13 protein-coding genes are annotated in these 16316 nt (G+C 67.6%); 6 read left to right on the forward strand and 7 right to left on the reverse strand.

Annotated elements, in window-relative coordinates:
* Positions 1-98 precede the first annotated feature (98 nt).
* The 4 genes from AC1DIQ_RS04065 (at position 99) to AC1DIQ_RS04080 (ending at position 3231) form a co-directional block, all read left to right on the forward strand.
* A complete protein-coding gene (locus tag AC1DIQ_RS04065) occupies positions 99-374 on the forward strand; it encodes a hypothetical protein (protein WP_121039319.1) in 276 nt (91 codons plus the stop codon).
* Between the two features lie 108 nt (positions 375-482).
* Positions 483-1190 (forward strand): fumarylacetoacetate hydrolase family protein, encoded by a 708-nt coding sequence (locus AC1DIQ_RS04070; protein WP_121039322.1) that lies wholly within the window; start codon positions 483-485, stop codon positions 1188-1190.
* Positions 1191-1244: 54 nt separating this feature from the next.
* A complete protein-coding gene (gene mscL / locus AC1DIQ_RS04075) occupies positions 1245-1658 on the forward strand; it encodes a large-conductance mechanosensitive channel protein MscL (RefSeq protein WP_121039325.1) in 414 nt (137 codons plus the stop codon).
* A gap of 151 nt (positions 1659-1809) precedes the next feature.
* Positions 1810-3231: a M28 family peptidase gene (locus AC1DIQ_RS04080; RefSeq protein ID WP_152152499.1), complete on the forward strand. Its 1422-nt coding sequence runs from the start codon at positions 1810-1812 to the stop codon at positions 3229-3231.
* 284 nt (positions 3232-3515) lie between these two features.
* Here AC1DIQ_RS04080 and AC1DIQ_RS04085 read toward each other — a convergent pair whose 3' ends face one another.
* The 7 genes from AC1DIQ_RS04085 to AC1DIQ_RS04115 form a co-directional block, all read right to left on the reverse strand.
* A complete protein-coding gene (locus tag AC1DIQ_RS04085) occupies positions 3516-4355 on the reverse strand; it encodes a TrmH family RNA methyltransferase (RefSeq protein WP_121039331.1) in 840 nt (279 codons plus the stop codon).
* Complete coding sequence (locus AC1DIQ_RS04090) at positions 4348-5865, reverse strand: alanine/glycine:cation symporter family protein (protein ID WP_121039334.1); 1518 nt, start codon at positions 5863-5865, stop codon at positions 4348-4350. The genes AC1DIQ_RS04085 and AC1DIQ_RS04090 overlap by 8 nt, the downstream gene beginning before the upstream one ends.
* Positions 5866-5994: 129 nt before the next feature.
* A complete protein-coding gene (locus AC1DIQ_RS04095) occupies positions 5995-9120 on the reverse strand; it encodes an efflux RND transporter permease subunit (RefSeq protein ID WP_478049465.1) in 3126 nt (1041 codons plus the stop codon).
* A complete protein-coding gene (locus tag AC1DIQ_RS04100; RefSeq protein WP_152152505.1) occupies positions 9117-10205 on the reverse strand; it encodes an efflux RND transporter periplasmic adaptor subunit in 1089 nt (362 codons plus the stop codon). The genes AC1DIQ_RS04095 and AC1DIQ_RS04100 overlap by 4 nt, the downstream gene beginning before the upstream one ends.
* Positions 10206-10453: 248 nt before the next feature.
* Positions 10454-12511 (reverse strand): TonB-dependent copper receptor, encoded by a 2058-nt coding sequence (locus tag AC1DIQ_RS04105; protein ID WP_282258995.1) that lies wholly within the window; start codon positions 12509-12511, stop codon positions 10454-10456.
* 70 nt (positions 12512-12581) lie between these two features.
* Positions 12582-13043, reverse strand: a complete 462-nt coding sequence (locus AC1DIQ_RS04110) for a hypothetical protein (protein WP_478049513.1) — start codon at positions 13041-13043, stop codon at positions 12582-12584.
* Positions 13044-13290: 247 nt separating this feature from the next.
* On the reverse strand, positions 13291-14274 hold the full coding sequence (locus tag AC1DIQ_RS04115) for a LysR family transcriptional regulator (RefSeq protein ID WP_121039345.1): 984 nt from the start codon (positions 14272-14274) through the stop codon (positions 13291-13293).
* A 238-nt stretch (positions 14275-14512) separates the two neighbouring features.
* Here AC1DIQ_RS04115 and cysK point away from each other — a divergent pair, with 238 nt between their 5' ends.
* Positions 14513-15472: a cysteine synthase A gene (gene cysK, locus AC1DIQ_RS04120; RefSeq protein ID WP_282259002.1), complete on the forward strand. Its 960-nt coding sequence runs from the start codon at positions 14513-14515 to the stop codon at positions 15470-15472.
* A 237-nt stretch (positions 15473-15709) separates the two neighbouring features.
* A complete protein-coding gene (locus AC1DIQ_RS04125; protein ID WP_121039351.1) occupies positions 15710-16309 on the forward strand; it encodes an O-acetyl-ADP-ribose deacetylase in 600 nt (199 codons plus the stop codon).
* Positions 16310-16316: the final 7 nt, after the last annotated feature.

Raw genomic sequence — 16316 nt, forward strand, 5'->3', positions numbered from 1 at the left:
TTGAAATGAACACGCGGTACGTTTAACGACTTTTTCACTCAATGACAAAAGCCAGCACGGATACTCGTCCACTGCTGACCTCAGCCAAAAAGAGTGCCATGTACAGCCGCATCTTCCAGTTCAACCAGTTCCGTGCCCTGTTCGCGCCGCGCAAGCCGCGCCACCCGTTGGTGCGCGTCGCGGTCGGTCTGTTGGGCCTGGCGATCCTGGCCGCGCTGGTGTTCGTGGGTGTGTTCGTGGGCGCGGCGATGATCATCGCCGGTCTGGCATGGAAGCTGCTCGCCCAGCGCAAGAGTGCGCGCACCGTTCCGTCGCAGGTCGTGGACGGCGAGTACCGGGTGGTCCGCAAGCAGGCCTTGCCGATGTCGCGTTGATCCACGCGCATTGCTCCTGATGACGGCCGCGCCCTGCGCGGCCGTTTCTGTTTGTGGCGGCGGGAAAACGCTCTAGACTGCGGCGAAACCTCTCCACAGGACGCGCGCATGACCGATGTAATCCCCACGCCCGAGCAGCCCCGCATTCCGGTCGCCGGCGGCGGTACCTTCCCGGTGCGTCGCATCTACTGTGTGGGCCGCAATTTCGCTGATCACGCGCGCGAAATGGGCGCGGCCGTGCCGTCTGCCGACGATCGCGGCCGCCCGATGTTCTTCAGCAAGCCGGCCGATGCGATCGTGGTCGGCCATGACGATGTGATCCCCTACCCGCTCGCCACCCAGGACCTGCACCACGAGGTGGAGCTGGTGGTGGCGATCGGCAAGGACGCGCCTGCCGGCGAGTTGCCGGTCGACCAGGCCGAGGCGCTGGTGTTCGGCTACGGCGTCGGCCTGGACCTGACCCGCCGCGATCTGCAGGCGCAGGCCAAAGCCAAGGGCCACCCGTGGGATCCGGCCAAGGGTTTTGACCAGTCCGCCCCCGTGAGCGAGCTGGTGCCGGCCGGTGAAGTCGGCGATCTGGCCGCCCTCAATCTGTCGCTGGAGATCAATGGCGAGGTGCGTCAGCAATCACTGCTGGACCAGATGATCTGGAACGTGCCGGAGATCCTGCACGAGCTCTCCAAGCTGTGGGCACTGCGCGCGGGCGATCTGGTCTTCATGGGCACGCCCTCGGGCGTGGCCGCATTGAAGCCGGGCGACCGTTTCAGCGCGCGCCTGGAAAACGTGGCCGAGCGCCACGGCATCATCGCTGGATGACATCCGCTGCGTTACGCTGCTGCGTCTTTTTCCCCACTGCGACAGGAGAGCCCGATGGGTGTACTGACTGAGTTCAAAGAATTCGCCATGCGTGGCAACGTCATCGATCTGGCCGTGGGTGTGGTCATCGGTGCGGCGTTCGGCAAGATCGTCACCGCACTGGTGGACAAGATCATCATGCCGCCGTTGGGCTGGATGATCGGCCGGGTGGACTTCTCCGAGCTGGCCTGGACCCTCGCCCCGGCCCGGATTGCCGCCGATGGCAAAGAGATTCCGGCGGTAGTGATCGGCTACGGCGATTTCCTCAACACCGTGGTGCAGTTCGTGATCGTGGCCTTTGCGATCTTCATGGTGGTCAAGTTCATCAACCGCCTGGCCCGCAAGAAGCAGGCCGAGCCGGCCGCCCCGGCCGCGCCGAGTGAAGAAGTGCTGCTGCTGCGCGAGATCCGTGACAACCTCAAGCACTGAGGCAGCACCACCGGTAGTGCCGAAAGCCCCGCTCCGGCGGGGCTTTCGCTTTTGGAAAACAGTATCTGCCGGAGCATGACGTCCCGCCCATGTGCGTGCGGGAGAGGCTGGTAAGCTCGGACGCTTCCGCCCCGTTTCCCGGAGTTCGTCCATGCGTCGCCGCGTCCTTGCCATCGCATCTTCCCTCGCCCTGCTGGCCGCGCCCGCGTTCGCGGCGACCGGTATCACCACGCTGCCGCCGACCTCGCTGGCCACCGCCGCCGAGCTGCGCGAGCAGGCCCTCAAGGACGACACCGGCTGGAAGGTGGTCGAATCGCTGACCACCGAGATCGGCCCGCGCATCGCCGGCAGTGAAGCCGACGCACGCGCCGTGGCCTGGGCGGTGGCGAAGTTCAAATCACTGGGCTTCGACAAGGTCTGGACCGAGCCGGTCACCTTCCCCAAGTGGGAGCGCCGCAGTGAGCACGCCGAAGTGATGGGCAAGCACGCCCAGCCGCTGACCATCACCGCACTGGGCGGCAGCCCGGGCGGCACGGTGGAGGCCGAGGTGGTGCGCTTCGCCGATCTGGCCGCGCTGCAGGCCGCGCCGGCCGGCTCGCTGAAGGGCAAGATCGCCTTCGTCGATTACCAGATGACCGCCTACCGCGATGGCCGTGACTACGGCAACGGTGGCGCGGTGCGCAGCAAGGGCCCGTCCGAGGCGATCCGCAAGGGAGCGATCGGCTTCGTGATGCGCTCGGCCGGCACCGATTCGCACCGCGTGCCGCACACCGGCATCACCCGCTTCGATGACGGCCTGACCCCGGTCCCGGCTGCCGCGCTGTCGGTGCCCGATGCCAACCAACTGGCGCGCCTGGTCGCGCTCGGCAGCACCACGCTCAAACTCAGCCTGGATTGCGGCTGGGACGGCAAGGCGACCTCGTACAACGTGATCGGCGAGATCACCGGGCGCAGCCTGCCCAAGGAAGTGGTGGTGATCGGCGGTCACCTCGATTCCTGGGACCTGGGCACCGGCGCGGTGGATGACGGCGCCGGCGTGGGCATCACCATGGCGGCCGGCCATCTGATCGGCCAGCTCAAGCAGGCGCCCAAGCGCACCATCCGCGTGATCGCCTTCGCCAACGAGGAGCAGGGCCTGTACGGCGGCAAAGCGTATGCCGAAGCGCACGCCAAGGATGTGGTGCTGCACCAGCTCGCGGCCGAGAGCGATTTCGGCGCGGGCCGCATCTACGCCTTCAACACCGGCTCACCGAACCCGGCCACCTCGCGCGAAGCCACCCGCCAGATCGCCGAGGTGCTCAAGCCGCTCGGCATCGAGTACGCCGCCGACAAGGGTGGCCCGGGCCCGGACGTGGGTCCGCTGGCGGCCAAGGGCGGCGCCTGGGCATGGCTGGCGCAGGACGGCAGCGACTACTTCCACCTGCACCACACCGCAGACGACACGCTCGACAAGATCGACCCGGCCGCACTGGCGCAGAACGTGGCGGCCTACACCGTATTCGCCTATCTCGCCGCCGAAGCCGAGGGCAGCTTCGGCAGCGAAGCCAAGCCGACCACGCCGCCGAGCGAATAAAAAAAAAGCCCGGTCGCAATGCGACCGGGCTACCGGGATAACGTCACACCCCACGCGGTGAGCGCCGCTAGACCTTCGCGGTCCGGACAAGCGGATCGCCGCGCTGCGGGGGTGTCTCTCCTCACCCACGCAGCACAGCGCCCGCCCGGCACTGTGCGCAGTTTGCACTGCATGCACTATGCGATTAATCCGAATCGGATGTAGTCACGACGATTTCGGTGAAACCGATCACACCGTGGGTGGCGCGAATGACGCCGCGCTCCCCCCGAAAACGCTCGCAGTGGTCAAACGCGACTGCGTCCGTACCACTGCGCCAACAATACGGCCGTCGCCGAGGCGACGTTGAGGCTTTCCACGGCACCGGTGCCCGGGATGGAAACCTGGTGGTCGCAGTCCTGCGCCAGCTCGCGATCCATGCCCTCGCCTTCGGCGCCCATGACGTAGACCAACCGCGACGGCAGCGTAGTGGCGAACAGATCATCCCCGCCTTCCACCAGCGTGGCAGCCAGACTCAACCCGGCCGCGCGCAGCTGCGCCATCGCCTCGGGCAGTTCCGGCAGACGCACCAGCGGCACCGCCTCGGCGCCACCTTCGGCCACGCGCGCGGCCGCACCGGACAGCGCCAGCGTGGAATCCGGTGGCAGCAGCAGCCCGGCCACACCGAAGTGCGCCGCCGAGCGCAGGATCGCGCCGAAGTTGTGCGGGTTGCCCACGCCATCCAGCCACAGCGCCAGCACCGGCTTGTCGGCCGGCAGCGTGGCCAGCCATTCGTCCAGCGCCAGCATCGGCGCACGCAGCACGTCGGCCACCAGACCCTCGTGGTGGGTCGTCGCGGCGAGCTTGTTCAGATCGCCGTCTTCCACCACGCGGTAACCGACGCGGTTGGCCACGCACCATTTCAGCACTGGCTGCATGCGCGGGATCAGCGCCTCGGTCAGGTACAGCTTGCGCAGCGCCTGCGGGCGATGCTCGAACAGGGCCTGCACGGCATTCCAGCCGTACAGGCGCAGCTCGTCGTTGCCGCGGCCGGGCGGCGGCGGCGTGCCACCTTCGCGGGGCGGCAACGGCGTGGCGCGCGGCGGCCGCGAGGACGGACGGCGCGCATTCTTCCAGGGATCATTCACTACGGGACAGCTCCAGCTTGCGGGTACGCCAGAAATCGGCGTTCTTGATGCCAAGTGCATCGGGGTCGAAGGTCGGATCCAGGCCGAGCTTCTTTTGGCGTTCGTAGTCGCGCAGGGCCAGCATCGCCGGCTTCTGCACGATCAGGATCGCGATGATGTTCAACCACGCCATCAGGCCTACGCCGATGTCGCCCAGCGCCCACGCCATGCCGGCATTGTGGAATGCACCGAAGATCACCATGCCGATGATGCCCAGGCGGAGCAGCAGGACGGTCAGCGGGCGCTTGGCGTTGTTGTTGACGTAGGTCAGGTTGGTCTCGGCCATGTAGTAATAGGCCATGATCGTGGTGAAGGCGAAGAAGAAGATCGCGATCGCCACGAAGGCCGCACCGAAGCCCGGGATGACGGTTTCCACCGCCGCCTGCGCGTAGCCCGCGCCTTCGGCGACACCGGCCAGGCCGGCGAACACGGGCGCGCCGCCCGGGACCGGGGAATACACGTTGTAGGTGCCCGCGGCCAGGATCAGGAACGCGGTGGCGGTGCACACCATCATGGTGTCGAAGTAGATCGCGAAGGCCTGCACGTAACCCTGCTTGGCCGGGTGCGAAACCTCCGAGGCGGCGGCCGCATGCGGGCCGGTACCCTGGCCGGCCTCGTTGGCGTAGATGCCGCGCTTGACGCCCCACTCCACCGCCAGACCCATCATCGCGCCGAACGCGGCATGCGCACCGAAGGCGCTGCTGAACACCGTGCGGAACATGTCCGGCACGCGGTCGTAGTTGATGATCATGATGGTGATGGCCATCAGGATGAAGGCGGCGGCCATGAACGGAACGACCACCTCGGCGAAGTTGGCGATGCGCTTGACGCCGCCGAAGATCACCACCGACAGCAGCAGCGCGACCACGATACCGATGCCCAGCTTGAGCGCCTGCACCGATTCCAGGCCCATGAACTGGCCATCCAGCGGCCCGCACAGGGCGCCGCCGCGGCAGGCGTTGATGATGCTGTCGGCGATGGCATTGGCCTGCACGCCCGGCATCAGGAAGCCGGCGGCGATGATGGTCGCCACGGCGAAGGCCAGGGCGTACCACTTCAGGCCCATGGCCTTTTCGATGTAATACGCCGGGCCACCGCGGTAGCGGCCTTCGGCATCCTTGGTCTTGTAGATCTGCGCCAGGGTGCATTCCACATACGAGGTGGACGCACCAAGGAAGCCCATCACCCACATCCAGAAGATCGCACCGGGGCCGCCGAAGGCGATCGCGGTGGCCACACCGGCGATGTTGCCGATGCCCATCCGGCCGGCCATGGACATGGCCAGCGCCTGGAACGAAGACACGCCCGCGTCGGATTTCTCACCCTGCACGGTGAGCCGGCACATTTCCACGAACCCACGGATCTGCATGAACCGGGTACGGGCACTGAAGTACAGGCCTGCGGCAAGACACAGGAAGATCAGAGCTTTGCTCCAGATGATCCCGTTGATGAAACTGACTACTTCTTCCACGCGCTCTCTCCAGTCGGCGGAAACAAAAGGAACGTCCCCGTCGGCTGGGACCCGGTCGATTCTCCACGATCCGCGCCGGAGTGCGTAGTGGCAATTTCGATGAATGGGCGGCAATGCCGCCCATTCGGGTCAGGCATGGCCGCCGACCGAGGGCGTTTCCGCTTCCTGGCGGGCCAGTTCACGCGCCACGGCTTCCGGCGAGCGGGTGTACGGGGCCAGCAGAGAGTAGAACGCCGGCACCACGAACAGCGACAGGAACGTGGACACGGTCACGCCGAAGATCACCACCACGCCGATCGTGCCGCGGCTGGCCGAACCCGGGCCACCGGCCACCACCAGCGGGATCGCACCGACCACGGTGGCGATGGAGGTCATCAGGATCGGGCGCAGGCGCACCATCGCCGATTCGACGATGGCCTGGTGCACGTTGCGGCCCTCATCGCGCAACTGGTTGGCGAACTCCACGATCAGGATGCCGTTCTTGGCCGCCAGGCCCACCAGCATCACGATGCCGATCTGGCTGAACAGGTTGATCGTGCCACCACTGACATACAGCCCCAGCAGCGCGCCGAGCACGCCCAGCGGCACCGTCAGCATGATCACCAGCGGGTGGATGAAGCTCTCGAACTGCGCAGCCAGCACCAGGAACACCACCAGCAGGGCCATCGCGAAGGTCAGCAGCACGGCGCTGCCCGCGTTCTGGTACTCGCGCGATTCGCCCTTCCAGCTGATCTGCGCATGCTGCGGCAGCTCTTCACTGGCCACCTGCTGGGCCCAGGCGATGGCCTCGCCCAGCGGATAGCCCGGGGCCAGGCCGGCGTTGATGGTGATCGAGCGCAGCCGGTTGAAGCGGTTGAGGCTGCCGGCTTCGGCCACTTCGCTGAGCGTGACCAGGTTGGACAGCGGGACCAGTTCGCCGCCACTGGCACGCACGCGGATCGCGGCCAGATCCGACGGCGAGGCGCGGCCGTCGCGCCCGGCCTGGACCAGCACGTCGTACTCCTCGCCGTTGTCGACGAAGGTGGTGACGCGGCGCGAGCCCATCATGGTTTCCAGCGCGCTGCCGATCGCGGTGACCGATACGCCCAGATCGGCCGCACGCTGGCGATCGATGTTCACGCGCATCTGCGGGCGGGTTTCCTTGTAATCCGAGTCCGCACCGACCAGGCCAGGGTTGTCGGCCATGCGCAGCAGCATGCGGTCACGCCACTGCGCGATCTCCGCGTATTCCGGGCCACCCAGCACGATCTGGAACGGCTGGCCCTGGCTGCGCACCAGGCCGCCACCCACCTGGGTACGCACGCGCACGCCCCGCAGGTCATTGAGGTGGGTCTGCAGCTCGGCCGCTACATCCGGGGTGGAGACATCGCGCTGACGCCAGGGCTGCAGGAACACGCTGATACGGCCGGTATGCATTTCCTCGCTGGAGCCCCAGCCGCCGGGCACGCGCGGGTTGGCACGCACGATCGGCTCATCTTCGCCGACGAAACCGGAGACGATCTTCTCGACCTGCTGGACCTGGCCGACGGTGTAATCGAAGCCCGCACCTTCCGGGCCATCGATCATGATCTGGAAGGAGCCGCGGTCTTCGGCCGGGGCCAGTTCGGAGGGCAGCACCTTGAGCAGCAGCGCGCTGGCCAGCAACGAGAGGATCATCACCACGATGTAGACCCAGGTGCGGGTCACATGCGCTTCCAGGAAACGCCCGTAGGCGGCCGACAGGCGATCCAGATTGCGGTTGATCACCCCGTGCAGGCCCTTCGGTGCCTGGCCGGTATGCGGCTTGAGCAGCTTGGAGGCCATCATCGGGGTCAGCGTGAGCGACACGAACGCCGACAGCGCCACCGCCGCGGCCAGTGCGACGGCCAGCTCGCGGAACAGTCGGCCGGTATTACCTTCCAGGAAGCCGACCGGCAGGAACACCGCGACCAGCACCGCGGTGGTGGCGATCACCGCGAACGCCACCTGGGTGGTGCCGCGTTTGGAGGCGACCAGCGGCGGCTCGCCCAGATCGATGCGGCGCTGCACGTTCTCCACCACGACGATGGCGTCATCCACCACCAGGCCGATACACAGTACCAGCGCGAGCAGGGTCAGCAGATTGATCGAAAAACCGAAGGCATACAGCGCGATGAAGGCCGCGATCAGACAGACCGGCACCGTCACCGCGGGAATCAACGCGGCGCGGAAACTGCCCAGGAACAGCCAGATCACCGCCAGCACCAGCAGCATCGCCTCGACCAGCGTGGCGTACACGCGATCGACCGCGGCCTCGATGAAGGTGGTGTTGTCGAAGGCCACGAAGATGCGGGTGCCTTCCGGCAGCGTGCTGCTGATCCGGTCGGCTTCCGCGCGCGCTTCACGGGCGACATCCAGCGCGTTGGCGGTGGAGGTCTTGACGATGCCCAGGCCGATGTTCGGCTCGCCATTGCTGCGGTAGTAGGCCCGGCGCTCAGACGAGGCCAGTTCGATCTTGGCCACATCGCCCATGCGCACCACGTACCCATCAGTGCCCTTGCCCAGCGGGATGCCGGCGAAGTCCTCGGGTTTGACGTAGTTGCGCTCCACGCGCAGGGTGAAATCGCGATCGGCCGATTCGATGCGGCCAGCCGGCAGTTCCACGTTCTCGTTGCGCAGCGCGGTTTCCACATCGCCCACGGTGAGGCCGCGCGCGGCGAGCTGGTCGCGGTCCAGCCAGATCCGCATCGCATAGCGCTGGCGGCCACCGATACGCACCTGGGCCACGCCATCCAGGCTGGAGAAGCGGTCGACGATGTAGCGGTCGGCGTAGTCGCTCAGCTCCAGCGTATCCATCGAGGTCGAGCTCATGTTGAGCCAGATGATGGGGTCGGCGTCGCTCTCGACCTTGGCGATTTCCGGCGGCCGCGCCTCTTCGGGCATGCGGTCGGCAACGCGGCTGACCGCATCGCGCACATCGTTGGCGGCCGCTTCGATATCGCGGTTGGACGTGAATTCGATACTGACCTGCGAGCGCCCGTTGGAGCTGCGCGCGTTGATCGTATCGATGCCTTCGATGCCGGCCAGCGCATCTTCCAGTACCTGGGTGATGCGGCTTTCGATGACCGCTGCCGACGCGCCGGTGTAATCGACCGAGACCGAGACGATCGGCGGATCGATCGCAGGCAGTTCGCGCAGGGTCAAACGCGTGAATGACATGAAGCCCAGCACGACCAGCAGCAGGCTCATCACCACGGCGAAGACCGGCCGCTGGATGGAAACGTCGGAAAGCTTCATCCGGCGGTGTCCGGTTCGGCCGTCGCGGCCGCGGCCGGCGCGACCGGTGCAGCGTCCTCGGCCTGGATCTTCAGGCCCGGGCGCAGCTTGCCGGTGCCGTCCACCACGATGCGGTCACCCACGGCGAGGCCTTCGCGGATTTCCACCACACCGCTGCGGCGCCCGCCGGCGACGATGTCGGCACGCTCCACGCTCTGGTCCGGCGTGACCCGGAACACGTAGGAATCGCGTCCGACCTGGACGACCGCGATTTCAGGGATGACCAGCGCCTGGCGCTCGGGGCGGAACATGCGCACATCCAGCAGCATGCCCGGGCGCAGTGCGTGATCGGCATTGATGAAGTCCGCACGCACGGTGACCGCACGCGTGCCCGGATCCACGCGGGTATCGATGGTGGCGACCTTGCCTTCGAAGTTGCGGCCCGGATACGCCACGCTGGTCGCGTTGACCTTGTCGCCGGTGCTCAGCGAGGCCAGCTCGGCTTCGGGCACCTGGAAGTCAACGTGCATGCGCTCGATGTCATCGAGCGTGGTGATCGCGGTGCTGGGGGTGACCAGCGAACCGGCGCTGACCTGGCGGATGCCCAGCACGCCGGCAAACGGCGCACGCACCCGGCGGTCGCCGATGTCGGACTGCATTTCGCGCACGCGGGCATCAGCGGCGTCGCGGATGGCGCGCTGCGTGTCCAGCGTGGAGCTGGCCACCAGTTGCTGGGCGGCGAGTTCGCGCTGGCGCTTGTACAGCTGGTCCGCCTCCAGGAACGTGGCCTGGGCCTGCAGCAGCGCGGCTTCCTGGGCCTGGCCGCGCAGGGTGACCAGCGGCGTGCCGGCACTGACCTGCTGGCCACTTTCGAAGTGCACCGTCTCGATGATTTCGCTGACCTTGGCGGTAACCGTCACCGACTCGCGCGCCTTCGCCGTGCCCAGTGCCTGCAGCGTGTCGCTCCATGCCGAAGCCTTCACCACCTGGGTGGTGACCGGTACGGCGTCTGCCTGCCGGCGAGCGGCCTCGTCTTTACTGCCACACCCTGCCAAAGCGACCAAGGCGATGCCAGCGGCGAAGCGCGCTGCGATGCGTCCCAACATGTGATGCAATCCCGGTTGTTTCTCGACCGCCGAGTGTATAGAGGGGTCGAGCCGGGGCATATGTGCCAAGCGTTTACCGGCCTGTTCACATCTGCCGGTGACGGGCGAAGGCCTTTCCGTGCTGGGGCCTGCACAGGATGTATCGCCATGTATCGACGCATGTCGAAGTGCGCGGCACGCGCCGGGGTGTCGGATCCGGCGGCGCCGGGCGCCGGGCGGGAGACAGGTCCCCCACCCGGCCAACGTGCTCAGTAACGATAGTTCACTTTCAGCCAGGCGGTGCGGCCAGGTTCGTTGATGCGCACCGGATCGGCCGGGAAGCCGAAATCGGCGCTGCCGGCCAGGTTCAGATGCTCGCTGTAGGCGCGGTCGAACAGGTTGTCCACGCCCGCACTCACCAGCAGCGCCTCGTTGACCCGGTAGCTGGCGTTCACGGCCAGGGTGGCGAAGCCGGCGCTGGGGCCGAGATCGCGGGCGACCACGTTGCCCTGCCCCGCCGCGACCCGGCCCTGACGCGAGACCGCGCGTGCCAGCGCCCCCACGGTCCAGCGCTCGCCTTCCCAGGCGGTGCTGAGCCGGGCTTCCAGCGGCGGCATCTGCGGCAGCGCGCGGCCGTCACTGCGGTTCTCGCCCCAGGCATAGGCCAGCGTGCCGCCGAGTTTCCACTGCTGCGCCAGCTGCCACTCCGCGCCCGCCTCGGCGCCGGCAATGCGCGCATCGACATTGCTGGCCTGGCTGGTGCTGCCCATCATGCCGCCGTCGCGGTAGGTGAACAGGATGTAGTCCTGGAGGCGCCCGGCATACGCCGAGACCCAGGCGTTGAGGCGGTCGGTGCGGTACTGCAGGCCCAGATCGAGCTGGGTGGTTTTTTCCGGCTGCACGCCGGTGAAGGCGTTGATCGCGCCGGCCGGGCCGAGATTCGGCGAGAACAGTTCCCAGTAGTCGGGCATGCGCTCGCTGTGGCCGACGCCGGCGTACCAGGTCAACGCGGGTGCGATGTCGCGCTCGAACCGCACGAAGCCGCTGCCGAGGTTCTCGCGACGGGTCTGCCCGGCGGTCGGGTTCGGCATCGCCATCATGCCGGCGGTGGCGCGCTCATCCTTCACCTCGGCACGGTCGATGCGCAGGCCACCGACCCAGCGTTGCGCGGTGCCCTCGCCCAGCGTGATCTCGGTGAACGCCCCGAGGTTCTCAAAGCGTGCATCGGTACGCCACGGCTGCTGGCGGTATACGTTGCGACCCATCGCGTTGCGGCTGCGATGGCGGCTGTCCTGCGCATCCACGCCGGCCACGATGGCAATGTCCTGCCAGCGCCATTCCGAGGCGATACGCCCACCGGTGGTGCGGCGATCGACATTGGAGGCCATCGGCATCGGCATGCTGCTGGCCGGGTTCGGCGTGCGCAGCGTGTAGTTGTCCATCACGTGGTCGGCGTCGTTGTAGTAAACGTTGGCCTGCAGCTTGTCCCATGCACCGGGCAGGTTGTCCTTCTCGAAGCGGGCGGCGTAGCTGGTGCGCTTGAACGCGGCACCGTCCATGCCGCGGCCGGCGTAGCGCGCGATCGCATCGCCGGTGCCGGCCGAGAGTTCCAGCACGGTATCGGCATCAGGTGTCCAGCCGACGGCGACATCGCTGTTCCACTTGCGCCACTTGGAGGGCACCACATCCCCGTTGCCGTCCTTGTAGTCATCCGATTCGGAGCGGTTGCCGTTGACGCGCACATAGCCCGGCGAAGCGCCGGCGGTGAGATCCAGCACCTGGTCATTGCGGTTGCGCGAGCCGACCAGGGCGCTGGCGTTGATATCCATGCCCGGCTGATCGAAACGCGGGGTATCGCGCTCGAAGCGCACCGTGCCGGCCGAGGCACCGGCGCCCCAGCGCACGCTCTGCGGTCCCTTGATGATGGTCAACCGATCGAAGGTTTCCGGGGCGATGTAGGACAGCGGGTTGTCCATGCGCGAGGGGCACGCACCGATCAGATTGCCTTCGTTGCTGACGATGTTCAGGCGCGAACCGAACATGCCGCGCAGCACCGGATCGCCGTTGGTGCCGCCGTTGCGGATCGCCGAGAAACCGGGAACCGTCTTCAGATAGTCCGCGCCATCGCTGGCCGGCACCGGCTGACGCGGCAGCCGCGGATCGGTGACCCAGTGCAGCGGCGATGAGGGCGCGGTGGCGGTGACGACCAGCGTATCGAGGGTGCGGGCGTCGTCGTTGGCGGCATGCAGCGGCAGCGCGACCAGGGCCAGCGACAGGGAAACAGACAGGCGCGTCAGTGCGCCCGCGCTGCGGGAAGAAACGTTCATGGTGGAACTCCAGAAAAGCACGCAGGCACGCGCCGCCATCACGGCGACACAGGCAGAAAAGGCGGTGGATTCAGGAGATCGCGGGCGGGCCGCGTGCGGCGTGGGCGGGCCAGCGCAGGCTGCGTGGCGTGGGCACCGCGCGCAGCACGCGCGGTGCAATGACCGGCATCGCCGGCAACAGCAGGATCAGCACCGCCAGCCACGGCATCAGCCGCGAGGCCATCATGCAGTACTCGCAGGCGTCGCCATGCCCGGCATGCTCGCTCATCGGTGGCGACGATGCGGGGGTGTCGTGGGCGCTTGGCAGGGCGTGCATCGGCATGGGCTGCATCGCCATGTCATGGCGCGCCATGTCGTGCTGCTGCATGTCGTGGTGGTGCACGTCGCGCTGCGCGATGTCGTGCTGCATGTCGTGCCCGGCGTGGGCATCGGGCGGCACCGGCACCGCGTGGGTCATGCCGGTCGGCATCAGCATCACCGGCGCCTCGGCATGCGCCTGCTGCCAGCGGCTGACCAGCGGCGCCAGCGCCATCAGCAGCGTCGCCACGAAGGCAAGCTGCAGAAAAACGGCATACGGGCGACGGCGGACGTTCACCCCGTCATGGTAGCGCCCGACCGTTGGCAGGGCAGCCCGAAGCCCTGCGACCAACCGTCGCAGCAGCCCATTTGAAGCGCCCACCAAATCCCTCACCCCCTCTGGAGAAAAGCCCCCTTCTGTTGAAGGGGGCGCGCCAACGGCGCGGGGTAGAGGGGGAATGCGCGGGCAGCCATCACCGTCGCTATACGGTGATGGTCTGCGTCAGTGATTCCCAGGTCGGCGGCAGCGGCCAGTTGGCTTCCTGGTTGCCGTCGATCACCCGGCGCAGGTCGCGGGTGTCGATCTGTGGGGCGAGCACATGCACCAGTTCCAGCGCGTAATCGCGCAGCACGCGATCGCGCGGCAGCACGGCCCAGGCGATGCACTCGTCGATCGGCGCCGGGGCCGGCCAGGACCGCAGGTCTTCATCGCTGGCGTTGACCGCCATTTCCGCCAGCAGGCCCACGCCCAGGCCGGTGCGCACATACGTCTTGATCAGGTCCGCATCGAGGGCGGTCAAGGCGATGTCCGGGGTCAGCCCGGCGCTGGCGAAGGCGCGCTGCAGCGAGGAGCTGCCGCGGGTGGAGGATTCGTAGCTGATCAGCGGGTGGCTGGCGAGCGCCTGCAGGTCCGGCGCGGCGCCCGGGCGGTCCAGCGCGTGCCCGCGCGGCACCAGCACCAGCCGGCGCCAGCGGTACAGCGGAATGGCCAGGCCGGCAGTGGGCTCACCGCCGGCGGTGCTGATGATGGCGATGTCCGCGTCGCCCTGGCTGAGCAGGTCCAGCGCATCGCTTTCCGCCGCCTGCTGCAGATGCACGCTGACCTGCGGGTAGGCCTGCTTGATCCGCGCCACTGCCGGCGGCAGCACGAAGCGCGCCTGGGTATGCGTGGTGGTGAGCACCAGCTGGCCCTGGCTTTCACGGCGCTGGTTGGCCGCATAGGTGCGGATGTTGTTGGCCTCGCCCAGGACAGCGCGGGCGCGGCCGATCACTTCCACGCCGGCCGGGGTCACCGCTTCCAGGCTGCGGCCCTTGCGCACGAACAGCAGGAACCCGAGTTCATCCTCCAGCTGCTTGAGCTGTTTGGACAGGCCGGGCTGGGTGGCGTGCACACGGGACGCCGCCAGCGTGATGTTCAGCTCGGCGTCGGCAATGGCGACCAGGTAGCGAAGTTGGGTCAGCGTCATGGGCGGGCGATACGGCGCATGGAGAGGGGCCATCCGACTGTAGGGCAAATGCCGTCACCAGCTTATAACCAAACGTTGTTTAAGAAGGTAATCAGGTCATTTCGCGCGGTCATATGCCAGCGGTACGGTCTGACCGACCCCGGCCCGGCCGCGCGCGGGCGCCTTGCGCCGCCACCGGCCCGACCCTTTCCCCTGCCGCACGGCCCCCGGGCGGCAACGACTTCTGCGGAGCATTCCCATGGCCCTGTACGACTCCATCCTGGACACCATCGGCAACACCCCGGTGGTGCGCCTGCACCGTCTCGCCCCCGAGCACGTCACCCTGTATGCGAAGGTCGAGTCGTTCAATCCCGGCGGCTCGGTCAAGGACCGTCTGGCGCTGGCGATCATTCTCGACGCCGAGGCCAAGGGCCTGCTCAAGCCCGGCGATACCATCGTGGAAGCGACCTCGGGCAACACCGGCGTGGCGCTGGCGATGGTGGCCGCCGCGCGCGGCTACAAGTTCGTGGCCACGATGGTGGAGACCTTCTCGATCGAGCGCCGCAAGCTCATGCGCGCCTACGGCGCCAAGGTGATCCTGACCCCGGCCGCCGAGCGCGGCTCGGGCATGGTCCGCCGTGCGAAGGAACTGGCCGAGGAACACGGCTGGTTCCTGGCCAGCCAGTTCGCCAACCCGGCCAACCCGGCCTATCACCGCAACACCACCGCCCCGGAAATCCTGCGCGACTTCGCCGGCAAGCGGCTGGACTACTTCGTGACCGGTTGGGGCACCGGCGGCACCCTGACCGGCGTCGGCGAAGTGCTCAAGGTCGCGCGACCCGAGACCCGCATCGTCGCCACCGAGCCGGAAGGCGCCGCCCTGCTCAAGGGCGATGAGTGGAAGCCGCACAAGATCCAGGGCTGGACCCCCGACTTCGTGCCGGAAGTGCTCAACCGCGGTGTCTACGATGAACTGCTGACCATCGACGACGCGCGCGCCATCGAGACCTCGCGCCGGCTCGCGGCCGAGGAAGGCATCTTCGTGGGCATCTCGGCCGGTGCCACGGTCGCCAGCGCGCTGGACATCGCCGCCAAGGCCACACCCGGCGCGGTGATCCTGGCGATGCTGCCCGACACGGGTGAGCGCTACTTCTCCACCCCGCTGTTTGCCGACATCAACGAAGGCTCCGATGACGACTGGCTGGCCGGTCTGCCCTGATCTGCCCGTTGGTCCGCAGGAAGGAAGCGCCCGCCCTCATCGGCGGGCGTTTTGCATGGGGCGCTTCATCTGCGGTGAAGCGATCCGGCAGCATCGTGTGAAGGTCAGCCAGCGCTCGCCGGGTCGCACTGCCTGAGACGACGATGACGCAGCCTAGATGTCCTGCAGGTTACGGTGCAGGTCAGGCACGTCATTTCGTTGTATGGACCCGGTATCAGTACGTAAGGAGCGGTACGCATGAAGATCGAAGTGTGGCAGGGCGACATCACGACCCTGGCGGTGGATGCGATCGTCAATGCGGCCAACGAATCCCTGCTGGGCGGCGGCGGCGTGGACGGCGCGATCCATCGCGCGGCCGGTCCGCAGCTGCTCGACGCCTGCCGCGCCCTGCCGGAGATCCGCCCCGGCATGCGCTGCCCGACCGGTGAGGTGCGCCAGACGCCCGCCTTCGAGCTCCCGGCCAGGCATGTGTTCCACACCGTCGGCCCGGTCTGGCAGGACGGTCTGCGCGACGAGCCGGCACTGCTGGCCAATTGCTACTGGAAATCGCTGCAGCTGGCCGAAAAGCTGGATCTGGAATCGATCGCCTTCCCGGCGATCAGCTGCGGCGTGTTCGGCTATCCGCTGCACCAGGCCGCCCACATCGCCGCCACCGAAACCCTGACCTGGCAGCGCTCGCATCGCCAGCCGCGCCGGATCATCCTGGTGGCCTACAACGCGGCGACGTACAAGGCCTACCAATCGGCGCTGGCCGCGCTGGGTCAGCCGGTCGAACCGTCAACCTCGGCGATCTTCGCGCCACTGGCGCTCGGGTTGCCGCCGGCCGCGGCGCACTGAGCAGACC

It is taken from the genome of Stenotrophomonas sp. 05L413 (assembly GCF_056397945.1).